Source organism: Mucilaginibacter celer, from assembly GCF_003576455.2.
Taxonomy (GTDB): domain Bacteria; phylum Bacteroidota; class Bacteroidia; order Sphingobacteriales; family Sphingobacteriaceae; genus Mucilaginibacter; species Mucilaginibacter celer.
Window position 1 is genome coordinate 7,096,520 of record NZ_CP032869.1, and the last position, 13,383, is coordinate 7,109,902.

General features: G+C 43.1%; 9 protein-coding genes. 4 read left to right on the forward strand and 5 right to left on the reverse strand.

The genetic code is table 11. The features are described from left to right. Positions 1-2: 2 nt before the first annotated feature. From HYN43_RS29820 to kbl, 5 genes are read right to left on the reverse strand one after another with little or no spacing between them, the layout of a single operon-like run. On the reverse strand, positions 3-416 hold the full coding sequence (locus tag HYN43_RS29820; protein WP_119407453.1) for a Rieske (2Fe-2S) protein: 414 nt from the start codon (positions 414-416) through the stop codon (positions 3-5). After that, positions 413-1,447 (reverse strand): phenylalanine--tRNA ligase subunit alpha, encoded by a 1,035-nt coding sequence (gene pheS / locus HYN43_RS29825; RefSeq protein ID WP_205589848.1) that lies wholly within the window; start codon positions 1,445-1,447, stop codon positions 413-415. Before pheS ends, HYN43_RS29820 begins: the two co-directional genes overlap by 4 nt. Then, a complete protein-coding gene (locus HYN43_RS29830; RefSeq protein ID WP_119407455.1) occupies positions 1,447-1,857 on the reverse strand; it encodes a PIN domain-containing protein in 411 nt (136 codons plus the stop codon). Before HYN43_RS29830 ends, pheS begins: the two co-directional genes overlap by 1 nt. Further along, positions 1,854-2,126 carry a DUF6364 family protein gene (locus HYN43_RS29835; protein ID WP_119407456.1) on the reverse strand — a complete coding sequence of 91 codons (273 nt, stop codon included), beginning with the start codon at positions 2,124-2,126 and terminating at the stop codon, positions 1,854-1,856. The genes HYN43_RS29830 and HYN43_RS29835 overlap by 4 nt, the downstream gene beginning before the upstream one ends. A 40-nt stretch (positions 2,127-2,166) precedes the next feature. Further along, positions 2,167-3,357, reverse strand: a complete 1,191-nt coding sequence (gene kbl, locus HYN43_RS29840) for a glycine C-acetyltransferase (protein ID WP_119407457.1) — start codon at positions 3,355-3,357, stop codon at positions 2,167-2,169. Positions 3,358-3,488: 131 nt separating this feature from the next. Here kbl and HYN43_RS29845 point away from each other — a divergent pair, with 131 nt between their 5' ends. The 4 genes from HYN43_RS29845 to HYN43_RS29860 all read left to right on the forward strand — a co-directional run bounded on the left by HYN43_RS29845 (position 3,489) and on the right by HYN43_RS29860 (position 13,372). Beyond that, entirely contained in the window at positions 3,489-5,969 is a 2,481-nt protein-coding gene (locus tag HYN43_RS29845) for a DUF5686 and carboxypeptidase regulatory-like domain-containing protein (RefSeq protein WP_119407458.1), read from the forward strand. Positions 5,970-6,134: 165 nt separating this feature from the next. Then, a complete protein-coding gene (gene trhO, locus HYN43_RS29850; protein WP_119407459.1) occupies positions 6,135-7,091 on the forward strand; it encodes an oxygen-dependent tRNA uridine(34) hydroxylase TrhO in 957 nt (318 codons plus the stop codon). A 122-nt stretch (positions 7,092-7,213) separates the two neighbouring features. Beyond that, a complete protein-coding gene (locus HYN43_RS29855; protein WP_119409189.1) occupies positions 7,214-10,108 on the forward strand; it encodes a triple tyrosine motif-containing protein in 2,895 nt (964 codons plus the stop codon). Positions 10,109-10,369: 261 nt separating this feature from the next. Further along, on the forward strand, positions 10,370-13,372 hold the full coding sequence (locus tag HYN43_RS29860; protein ID WP_119407460.1) for a SusC/RagA family TonB-linked outer membrane protein: 3,003 nt from the start codon (positions 10,370-10,372) through the stop codon (positions 13,370-13,372). Positions 13,373-13,383: the final 11 nt, after the last annotated feature.

Here is a 13,383-nt window from a genome sequence, read left to right on the forward strand (position 1 = left end):
AATTAATTAGTCACTTGAATTTCAAACTGGGTTACTGATACCCTGTAGCTTCTTAAAGCTTTTGTTGCCGGCGCTTTAACCGGTGTGCCATCTTCCAGACTAAATTTCGAGCCGCTGCATGGGTCGGTAACTGTAAAGCCGGTACCATCGGGGGTACAGGCGCATTTTTTTTCGGGTTGATAGCTGCTGCACCTGTCGTATGCAGCATAAGTGCCGTTTATTTTACGGTAGATGATCAATCCTGCTACTCCATAGCCATTAATTACAACTGTTCCGCCGGCAACATTAAGCGGCGATAGGGCAGGCGTACCTAAGGCGGCCTGGTAGTTTACCGGGATACTTGGTACATTATCAGTTGCTTTTCCGCACGAAAAGCAACTGATAGCTACCAATAGTATTAGTGTGAGTTGCCTCATAACATTTCGGTTTGGAACTGTTTTAAGAAACGAACGTCATTTTCAGAGAACAGGCGTAAGTCGCGGATCACGTATTTAAGGTTGGCTATACGTTCCATACCCATACCAAAGGCAAAGCCGGTATATTTTTTACTGTCGATACCGCAGTTTTCTAAAACGTTAGGGTCAACCATGCCGCAGCCTAAAATTTCAACCCAGCCGGTATATTTACACATATTACAACCCGGACCGCCACAAATGGTACATGAAATATCCATCTCGGCCGATGGCTCGGTGAACGGGAAGTACGACGGACGGAACCTTACTTTGGTACCTTCGCCATAAAGCTCCTGTACAAAGTGGTAAAGCGTTTGTTTCAGATCGGAGAACGATACATTCTCATCAACATACAAACCCTCCACCTGGTGAAAAAAGCAATGCGCACGGGCCGAAATAGCCTCGTTACGGTAAACCCTGCCTGGCATAATAGCGCGGAACGGTGGTTTGCCATGCTCCATCATCCTTACCTGTACCGATGAGGTATGAGTACGTAGTGCGATATCATCCTTACCATTATTCTTTTTAATAAAGAAGGTATCCTGCATATCACGCGCCGGGTGCTCATCAGGGAAGTTCAGAGCCGAGAAGTTGTGCCAATCGTCTTCAATTTCCGGGCCTTCGGCAACAACGAAACCTAAACGTTTAAAAATATCGATGATCTCGTTACGGACTAATGATAACGGATGGCGTGAACCTACCGCGAAACCATCACCAGGTAAAGTAAGGTCAAGATCATTGCCTTTGCTTTGCGTGCTGGTGGCGATGTTTTCTTTTAGCTCATTGTATTTAGCGTCGGCAAGTTGTTTAAACTCGTTAAGTACTTTGCCAAAGGTACGTTTCTCTTCGGGGCCAACGGTTTTAAACTGCTCAAAAAGGTCTTTAATAATACCCTTGGTGCCTAAAAATTTAATACGGAACGCTTCCAGTTCATCGGCATTGGCCGGCGAAAAAGCATTGATCTCGGCGGTATATTGGTCTATCTGAGCTTGCATTATAATGTATTTAAAAATTGTTCGGCTGTTAAAACCGGTATTGTTGAATTTTTATAGTCTTTTATATTTCGGGTGATGATCAAGTCTACCCCGGCATTTTTAGCAGCAAAGTATTGAACGGCATCTTCAAAATCTTTAAAGTCCGAAGCTATTGCATCGTCAATAGTTTTAGCATCTTCACCTAACACCTGTAATTGTTTTGATAGCAATTTTATTGCTCCTATAGCAGCTTCCGAACCTAAATGTTTCTTTGTAAAGTAGTGAACATTAATTAAGGTATGTACTGCTGTACAAAAATTATATCCACCACTTACAGGTAACGACAGTATTTGTGCAGATGCGCTATAAAAAGCCGGTCTGTTCAAAATAACATCAAGAAGAACATCTGAATCAATAAAGGCTAATTTCATAAGCCATATTTTTCATCAAGATGCTTGTGATACTCTGCTTTGCAATCGAAGTCCGGAGTAGGTGTTTTTGACAATGTGAGTTTTTTAACCCAATCAGCTATTTCTATAGTTTTTGTATTTGCCTTGGGCTCTTCAACAACAGCGGTACTGGTTGTAACCTTTTTTAAGTAACGTTCAATTAATTTAGACAGATTAGTATGCGTTTCATCAGCATAAAGTTCTGCCTGTTTTAAAACATCCGGCTCAATATCTAAAATTAGCTTTGCCATAACTTTTAATCGTCAATATACAAAAATAAGACAATTTACCTTATTTCAATACTCCTAACCCCTTACCAACCTTGGTAAACGCCGCAATAGCTTTATCCAAATGGTGCTGATCATGTGCTGCCGAGATCTGTACCCTGATCCTCGCTTTGCCCTGTGGTACTACCGGGTAGTAAAAACCTATCACATAAATACCTTCGTCCAGCATTTTAGCGGCAAACTCCTGGGCCAGTTTAGCATCATACAACATTACTGGGACTATAGGATGCACGCCTGGTTTAATATCAAAACCAGCTTCTGTCATTTTTTGGCGGAAGTATTGGGTGTTGCTTTCCAGTTTATCACGCAGCTCGGTGGTTTCACTTAGCATATCTAATACAGCTATCGACGCGCCGGTAATAGCCGGAGCCAAAGTATTCGAGAACAGGTACGGGCGAGAACGCTGGCGCAGCATATCAATAATTTCTTTACGGCCCGATGTAAAACCACCCGACGCGCCACCCAAAGCTTTACCTAAAGTACCGGTAATAATATCAATGCGGCCCATCACATTATGATGCTCATGAGTACCACGACCGCTTTTGCCCATAAAGCCCGAGCAGTGGCTCTCGTCAATCATCACCAAAGCATTGTATTTATCGGCCAGGTCGCAAATCTTATCCAACTGGGCAATAGTACCGTCCATGCTGAACGCGCCATCGGTTACAATGATGCGGTGACGCAGATCTTGAGTAGCTTTTAGTTTTTCTTCCAGATCGGCCATGTCATCATGTTTGTAACGGTGACGTTGTGCTTTGCAAAGGCGTACACCATCGATGATCGAGGCATGGTTCAACTCGTCAGAAATGATCGCGTCCTGGTCATTAAACAATGGTTCGAACACACCGCCATTGGCATCAAATGCCGCGGCGTAAAGTATAGTATCTTCAGTGCCTAAAAATTCGGCAATCCTTTTTTCAAGCTCTTTGTGGATATCCTGCGTACCGCAAATAAAACGTACTGAGGATAAACCGTAACCATGGGTATCCATAGCATCTTTAGCAGCCTGGATCACTTTGGTATTGCCCGATAAACCGAGGTAGTTGTTAGCGCAAAAGTTGATCACTTCGGCACCGCTTTGCACGGTAATATCGGCACCTTGCGGCGATGTAATGATGCGTTCTTTTTTGTATAAACCGGCATTCTCAATGTCGGTAAGTTCCTGCTGTAAAACCGGCTTTAGGGTGTTGTACATAGTATGCGTGTTTTATAAGGGTGCAAAATTAAGCATTAAGCGGCATTTACCGAGGTTTATTAATCCTTAAATAATTATTAAGCGTGTAATAAAACATTTTTAGGACATAACGCATTAAACAGTTGAAAGATATGAGAAGATATATACTACTATTGATAGCCGTTTTATGCGCCATAACCGCATCGGCACAACAAGCCCTGCTGTCGGGGAAAATAACAGATAAAAACGGGGCGGTAATTCCTTTTGTGTCCATCTACATCCGCAATTCAACTTATGGTACCACTGCTAACGAGAACGGTATTTACCAGTTTAAATTAGCTCCCGGTACTTATAAAATTATTTATCGTAGTGTGGGTTATACCGAAAAGATAGAGGAAGTGACGATAGCAGGTCAGGATCAGCAACACAACGTACAGATGGCCGACGAGCAGTTTAATACCGACCGGGTATCTGAAAGTTACCGTAAAAACCGCGATGCAGCCGATACCATTATCAAACAGGTAATTAAAAAGCGCAGGTATTATATGGAGGAGGCTACCTCGTTTTCATGCGCGGTTTACATTAAAGGTGTGCAAAGGCTGTTAAGCGTTCCTAAATCGATGATAGGACAGGAGGTGCAGAAAACTTTGGATCTCGATTCGAACGGCAGGGGCATTCTTTATCAATCAGAGTCTTTATCCGAATATAATTTTCAAAAGCCCAATAAAATCAGGGAGATAACGATAGCTAACCGCATGGCCGGCCAGAACACGGCTTTCGGCTATAAAAAAGCATCCGATTTACAGGCAAATTTTTATGAAAATGTGTTTACAATACCCGGTTTAGCTTCACGGGGCTTTGTATCGCCAATAGCATCTTACGGGCCGCAGTTTTATAATTATAAGTTGCTGGGTACATCCGTAGAGAACGGGCATACCATCGATAAAATTCATATAACACCAAAACATGCTCATGGACAGTATTTCCAGGGCGATATTTATATTGTAGAAGGCGACTGGCGCGTTTACAGTGTTGATTTTTTTGTTGATAACAAAGTAAGTAACCTTAACCTCGTTGATACCTTAAGTATCAGGCAGCAATACATTGCTATTACTGATAGCGTGTGGATGCCGGCTTCTACTCAATATAACTTTAAAGGTGCTGTATTAGGGTTCAAATTCGGGGGATATTATGCCGCGGTTTATAATAATTACAAAATAAACCCAACATTCCCCGATGGTTTTTTTACCGGCGAGATACTAAAGGTAGATACAGTAGCCAACACTAAAAAGCCAAACTACTGGGCCGAAACCCGCCCTATACCCTTAACCGCTTTTGAAGAGCGCGACTACAAAAAGAAGGACGCCATTGCCGAATACCAGAAGACCGATAAATATCTCGATTCGCTGCAGCATCATAAAAATCATATTAACTACCCAGGCTATTTGATATTCGGATACGCGGCCAGCAATAAAAGCAAGCGCGATTCGCTTTATATCTTCCCTTTTATCCAGACTTTTTATTACAACACGGTTGAAGGTTTTGGTATTAATGCCAAGGCAAGTTACATCCGCACTATCGACGATTTTCATTCGCTTACCATCACACCGGCGGTACGTTACGGCTTTTCAAACAAAATATTTAGTGCTAATGTGGCTGGCGAGTACCTGAACGATCCATTTCATGCGGCTAAGTTTTATGCCGATTTTGGCAGCGATGTACTCGATCTTAATAACGTTGGTACGCGCTCGCTGTACTTCAATACGCTGAGTACGTTGCTAAGCGAAAATAACTACGTTAAATATTACCGAAGTCATTACGGCGATTTTGGCTATCAGCGCGAGGTGGCTAATGGTGTGTTACTGAAAGGCGGCCTTTCATACTCAAGCCGTTCGCAGTTGTATAATACTTCGTTTAGTAAGTTTAAGGATATTAAGGGTAGAGAATTTACATCTAACAACCCATTGGCTCCGCCGGGTACACCGCCCGATGATCATTCATTCCTGTTCCCGGATAACCAGGCACTGGTGTTTAATGCCTCGGCATTATTCACTTTTGATCAGCGCTATGAAACCCGGCCTACCGGCAAATTCAACCTGAAATCAAAATATCCGATGTTAAAGGTTAATTACCGTAAGGGCTTTAAAAACATTTTAGGTTCGGATGTAGATTATGACTTCGCTTCGGTAGATATTTCGCAGGACCAAATCCAGGTTGGCTTATCTGGCTATTCATCATTCAAAATATCCGGCGGCGGTTTCATTAATAACAACAAGCTGTACTACATGGATTATAACCACTTTTTAGGTAACCAGGGTACCACCTTCGATCCAACCTATGTAGGCAGTTTCCACTTCCTGCCGTTTTATACCTACAGTACCAACGGCGCGTTTTTAGAGGCACATTATCAGCATAACTTTGCAGGTTCATTATTTAACCACATCCCGCTGTTGCGCAAAGCCAAACTGGAAGAGATCATCGGTGCCAACTACCTCACCACCAAAAATAACCGTAACTATCGCGAGTTTTACATCGGTGTGCAGCGCCTCATTTTCCGGGTAGATTATGGTATTTCTTATGCAGGCGATAAAAAATACCTGCAAGGGTTCAGGATATTTTACGGCATAAGATAAGCTGAAAGCCGAAGGCTCAAAGCAAAAAGCTTAAAATCTCGCTTTGTATTTTGAGCCTTAAGCTTTTGCTCAAAATAGCTTTCGGCCTTAAGCTTTGAGCTTTCCGCTCAAATTATTATCTTTGCCCCGCTCATTTAACACTGTTTGCAGCAGTATCAATGATTTATGGAAATGTATAATACCCTGTTGTACTATTGTTATTCAACAATAGCTAATGCGGAGCAATTTGCTGCCGATCATTTAAAATTTTGTAAAAGCTTAGGTTTAACCGGGCGCATCATTGTGGCCGATGAAGGGCTTAATGGCACCGTTTCAGGTTCTGTTGAAGCCTGCAAAACCTATATGGAAACCATACAAGCCGACGAGCGCTTTGCCAAAACCGAGTTTAAAATTGACGAGGTTGATACGCCATCGTTCGTTAAAATGCACGTGCGTTATAAATCAGAGATCGTACACTCCGGCCTGCGCGATCCTAATGTGATTAACCCGTCGCAGCGCACCGGCATCCACCTGGAACCACAGGAGTTTTTGGCTATGAAGGATAGGGATGATGTGGTTGTGTTGGATGTACGCTCAAATTATGAACACTCTTTAGGTAAATTCAAAAATGCCGTAACGCTTGATATCGATAATTTCCGTGCCTTTCCGGATATGATTAACCAGCTGGCGCAATACAAGGATAAAAAGATCCTTACCTATTGCACCGGCGGCATTAAATGTGAAAAAGCATCAGCTTTGTTACTGCACGAAGGCTTCCCCGAAGTTTACCAGTTGCATGGCGGTATCATTAAATACGGTAAAGAAGCCGGCGGCGAGGATTTTGAAGGCAAATGCTACGTGTTTGACAACCGCCTTTCGGTAGATGTGAACAGCGTTAACCCGGTTGTTATATCAACCTGCTTAAACTGCGGTAAAACCACACCTAAAATGATTAACTGTGCCAACCCCGAGTGCAATGAGCATTTTACCCAGTGTGATGAATGCGGTGCGGCTATGGACGGCTGCTGCAGCGATGCCTGTAAAGAACATCCGCGTAAGCGTGTTTACGATGGCACCGGTTATTATGTAAAAGTGCCTCAGCCGGTAAACATCAACAAAAATAAATTACAACCGGTAGAATAAGAATTTCAAAAACCGCGATGACGATATAAGGCTTATCCATAAAGGGTAGGCTTTTTTATTTTATGCAATGCAAACAGTATTTTAGCAAACTCAATAGCCGTAGCCTGGCATCATATCAACCTATGCGTAAATTCCTGTTCATCTTTATTTGCTTTTTGTATCTGCCTTTTTTGCGGGCTTTTGCGGTTGATATTAAAAGCGTGGGGGTACCTTACGTTCAAAATTATACCAAGGCGGTATACCAGTGGGGCAATCAAAACTGGTCGGTTACGCGCGATGAACATGGTATTATGTATTTTGGGAATGCCGAGGGTTTGCTGGCTTTTGATGGTAAGTATTGGCAGCAACACCACATGCCCAACGGTCTGATAGTACGCTCAGTTTGTGCCGATGGCAAGGGGAAAATTTATGCGGGTGGCTATGGTGAGTTTGGCTTTTGGCAAAGCAGCGATAGGGGCTATTTAAAATATACATCGCTTATTAACCTGGTACCCAGGCAGTTTTTGCCCATTAATGAGGAAATCTGGAAAATATATTGCTACAACAACCGGGTTATATTCCAATCCTTCGGTTCTATTTACATTTATTCGGCCGGCAAAATAACTGTTGTTAAATCGCCTCAACCCTACCTTTTTCTGTTTAAATGCGGTACCCGTTTTTTTGTTGAGCAGGTATCAAAGGGCCTGTTTGAACTGAAGGATACAAAGTTGGAGTATATAGCTGGTAGCGATGTGCTTGGTACCAGCGGGGTTTTATCTGTGCTGCCTTTTGGGCAGGATAACTATCTTATCGGCACAGCCAAAAGTGGCCTGTTTATTTATAACGGGCAAACTATTAAGCCCTGGGCTAACCAGGCAAACCAGTTTTTAAAAACCTACCAGCTTAATAACGGGGCGCTTATATCGGGCAGGTATTTTGCTTATGGCACTATCTTAAACGGTATTGTTATAGTTGATACCGCGGGTAAAGTGGTTCAGCATATCAATAAAGCCAGCGGTATGCAAAACAATACTGTATTGAGCCTTTATACAGATACAGAGCAAAACTTATGGGCCGGGTTGGATAACGGTATCGATAGGATTGAACTTAACTCGCCCATGTATTTTTATTTTGATAAAACAGGCAGGTTCGGAACGGTTTATTCGAGCATTATTTTTGATAACAAAATTTATCTCGGTACCAACCAGGGCTTGTTTTACAGCGATTGGTTACCCGGAAACAGTAAAGGCCTTTTTCAATCGTTTGATTTTAAGCTTATCCCGGGCTCGCAGGGGCAGGTGTGGGATCTTTCCTTGCAGGATGGCCGCCTGCTTTGCGGCCACAACGACGGTACGTACCAGGTAAACGGCGGCTCGATAACCAAAATATCCGATATCACCGGCGGCTGGACCATGAAAAAGATTGCTCCCGATATGCTGATGCAGGGAACCTATACAGGTTTGGTGATCTATAAAAAAGATGCCGCCGGAAATTGGCAATACAGCCACAAACTGGCCGACTTTGGCGAGCCTTCGCGCTATGTAGAGCAGGATAGCAAGGGGCAGATCTGGGTAAGTCATGCCTATAAGGGGATTTATAAGTTATTATTAAGTGCTGATCAGAAAAAAGCCGTATCGCGGGTTTATTATGATAAACACTACGGCTTGCCAGGAAGCTATAACATCAACGTGTTTGATCTGGATAACCGGATAGTGTTCTCGTCCGATTCGGGTTTTTATGTTTATGATGATATCAGCGACCGGTTTTTTAAATACGATCAGCTTAACAAAAAACTCGGCACCTTTGCAACATCCAGTAAAATCATTAAAGCCATCGGCAAAAAGTATTGGTTTATTAACCATGGCAGGATAGGCCTGGCCGATATGTCGGTTCCCGGTAAGTTGACTATTGATACAAACCGCTTCTCTGTTTTAAACGGACAGATGGTACAACATTACGAAACCATTAACCGCATCAGTAACTCAACCTATTTAATAAGTGTTGATGACGGCTTTGTGATATTAAACGATGGTGATGCGCTAACCGGTAACAACATCCATATCCCGCCGGTGCTTATCAGGCGGGTGGAAAATATAACCGATAAGATAGCTGTAATAAGCGAGGGCAGCCCCGGTAATCAAACCATCGAAATACCTTATGCGGATAATAATATCCGGATAGCATACGCATTGCCCTACTATAAACAGGCAAGGATTAAATTTCAGTACTACCTGGATGGCTACTCGCGCCAGTGGAGCGAATGGACACCACAAAGCCAAAAAGAGTTTACCAACCTTGATCAGGGCATTTACCAGTTTAAGGTTCGCGCCAGAATTAATGACCAGCAGGTATCGGCCGAGACTGTTTTTACCTTCACTATTTTGCCGCCCTGGTATGCAGGCAAAATAGCCATGATATTTTATGCCCTGCTTTTGGTGCTCTCGTACTATGTTATCAGGCATTATTACCGCATTAAGTTAAAACGGCATCAGCAGCATATCCAACAGAAACTGCAAAAGGAGAAAGAAGAGTTTTTGAAGCAGGAAGCCATTGCCAATCAGCAGCACATCATCAACATAAAAAATGAACAATTACAAGCCGATCTGGCCAGCAAAAGCCGGGAGTTGGCCAACTCGGCCATGAACATTGTTTATAAAAATGAGTTGCTGCAAAAAATAAGTGATGAGCTTACCCACCTGAAAGGCGGCGATGGAAAAAAACTGGCCGACGACCAGCTACGCCGCATCCAGAAAGTGATTGACGAGGGCATGAGCGACGAACGCGACTGGAATATTTTTGAAACCAGTTTTAACGAAGCGCACGAAAATTTCTTCAAGAAACTAAAAGCCGGTCACCCCGACCTGGTTCCGAATGACCTTAAATTATGCGCCTACCTGCGCATGAACATGAGTAGTAAAGAGATGGCATCGCTGCTTAATATTTCCCTGCGCGGTGTGGAAATCCGCAGGTACAGGCTGCGCAAAAAGCTCAATCTTGAGCATGATAAAAACCTCACCGAATTTCTCATCGAGCTTTAACACTACATCATTACCTCTCAAACGGGCTTTCAATTACCTCCTGGTAAACTTTAAATATGTAGTATGTGTGGCATGCACTAAACCGTTTTATTCACTTGATTGTCATCTGAATAAAAAAAACGAAACAGCCGGTTGAGAAAGTTGTTGCTTTGTGATGTATTAATGTTGAGTTAAAATTTTTGAGAATAGCCGGATAACTCTTCAGCTTTGTCGAAATAATAAACCAATTATTTTCTAACACTTACTTATCTATTAACCACTATGAAAAGAATCTTTACTGTTTCAGTGCTGGTGCTTTTTTGTTCCCTTTTTATTAACGCAGTATTTGCGCAGGATGTTGTTGTAAAAGGTAAAGTTACCGATGCAACTACCGGCGAGGCGCTGATTGGCGTAAGCGTATCTTTAAAAGGAACAACCACCGGCGTGCAGACTGATGTGAACGGAGCGTTTTCGTTAAAAGCGCCTGGCAATGGCACACTTGTTTTTACCTATATCGGCTATGTGGCATCATCCCTGCCGATCAATAATCAAACTGTATTTGATGTTAAACTGAAGCCCGAGGCTAAAGAACTGGCCCAGGTTGTAGTAATTGGTTACGGTACGCAAAAAAAACGTGATGTAACCGGTGCGGTTGCCAGTATAAGCGGCGATGTTGTAACCAAACAACCTGTGCAAACACCAACCCAGGCTTTACAGGGTAAAGTTTCGGGTGTGCAGGTGTTATCCTCCGGTCAGCCAAATGCGCAACCGGTTGTACGCATCAGGGGTACCGGTTCGGTACTGGCCGGTGCTAACCCTTTATATGTTGTTGATGGTGTTTTAACTGATGATATTCGTAACATCAATAACAGCGATATCGTAAGTGTGGACGTACTTAAAGATGCTTCGGCTGCTATTTATGGTGTACGTGCAGCTAATGGTGTGATTATCATCACTACCAAAAAAGGTAAAGCAGGAGCCCCCGTTGTTAGCTATGATGCCAACGTTGGGTTCAGAGAAGCTGCAAGTACTGTTAAGCTGGCCAACAGGCAGCAGTATGTTGATTACCTAAGTGTAGCAAGCCCTACCAAAATTGCTAATGACGATAAAGCGCCGCTTACAATTCCGGGTACTACCGATTGGGCTGCCGCTGTTTCACGCAAGGCTTTTGAAACCAACCATAATCTTTCAGTATCGGGGGGTAATGAAAAGGCTCTTTACTTTATCAGCGCCAACTATATCGACGAGGATGGTATCATCAAAACCAACAACTTTCAACGTTTCACCATCAGGGCCAACAATCAGGTTAATGTCAGCGATAAATTGAAATTTACCAACCAGATTTCGTTAAGCCGTAACACCGAGCGCCCTGTTGACATTGGCGGTATTTATGGTAACGTTTATCGTGCGGCGCCGATAATACCGGCTATTGTTGATGGTAAATATGGTAATACATCGGCCTGGAGCAACGTAGGAAACCCCCTGTTACAGCTTGATAAAACCAATGATTTTACACTCAATAACAGGATCCAGGGCAATGTGGCTTTAGATTATAATCCGATAAAATCTTTAACATTCCATTCAGCGTTTAACCTTGATGCCCGTTTTAATAATCAAAAAAATTACGATTACCAGTTTGCATCTGATGCAAGTACCTTTACCGTTGGCGGTGGTAACCAGCGCCGTGATAACAGCTCGTTGTTTGTGCAAAATGATAACTCGTACCAATATCAATGGGATAATACCATTACCTACGATAAAACATTTGATAACAAACATCACCTTACCTTACTCGGCGGTATAGTTTCTGAAAAAGGCAGGTCGAACTTTTTAAACGGTACCCGTATCGATGTTCCGGCCAATCCCGATCAATGGTTTTTGGATGTAGGTAACCCCGATGTTAATGCTGTTGATCACAACGGCGGTGACTTGTTTACCCGTTTATCATACGTAGGGCGTGTTAATTATGCGTACAACAGCAAATACCTGTTAAGTGCTTCTATTCGCCGGGATGGCAGCTCGAGGTTTAGCCAAAAATGGGGTACATTTTATACCGTAGGCGGCGGCTGGGTTGTATCTGAAGAGGATTTTATGAAAGACGGCATCTTCAGCAATTTAAAACTCCGCGCAAGCTATGGCGAGTTGGGTAATGATAACATCGGTTCATCATTATTTGTTATTACCGGTACACCTTACCTGCCGTATTATTTTGGCAATACGCTGGTAGCAGGTACAGTGATCCAGGATATTAAAGATACCAACCTGAAATGGGAAACAACCAAACAACTGGATATTGGTTTTGATTGTGGTTTCCTGAACAACCGCTTAACCGGCGAGGTTGATTACTATAACAAAAAAGTAAACAACGCGCTCACCAATATCGGTTTACCAGGCATCCTTGGCGATCCGGATAATATCTATACTACCAACGCCGCTTCATACAGCAACAAAGGTTTAGAGGTTTCGGCCAGGTGGACAGACAGGATCAACAGCCATATCTCCTATAACATTGGTGCCAACATCGCCTACAACAAAAATCAGGTTAATAAGCTAAATGGCGGTACTTTCATCAGCGCGGGTGGTGCCAACGGGCAAACCATAACCCGTACCGATAACGGGCAGCCAATAGGCAGCTACTATGTACTAAAAGCCATTGGCGTATTCCAAAACCAGGCCGAAGTTGACGCTGCACCGCCATATACTTTCACCAGCGAGGCCAACCACGTTGGAGGTTTAAGGTATGCCGATGTTAATAACGACGGTAAAATTGACGCTAACGACCGTATTTTTGCAGGGTCGTACCAGCCTAAATATTTTGGCGGCTTTAATTTTGGCATCACCTATAACGAGTTTGATTTCAGCGCCGATTTTTATGGTAACTGGGGCAACAAGATCTATAATGCCAAAAAGAACTCAAGAAGTACCGAAAACGATAATATTGAGGCAAGCTATGCCAATAGCAGGTTTACTACCGCTAACCCGTCAACAACAGATCCGGCTACTATTACATCAGGTACTCCGCCTTCAACCTATTTTATTGAGTCGGGAGCGTTTTTACGCCTTAACAACGTAACTCTGGGTTATACCGTACCATCGGCAATTGTAAAACGCCTGGGCATGCAAAAAATAAGAATGTATTTAACCTCGCAAAACCTGTTTACGGCTAAACGTTACAGCGGCCAATCGCCCGAGTTGTTCAGCACCGATATCCTTACACAAGGTATCGACGCTACTAACTACCCGGTTACCCGCACGTTTGCATTTGGCGTTAATGTTCAATTTTAATACAGCACTAT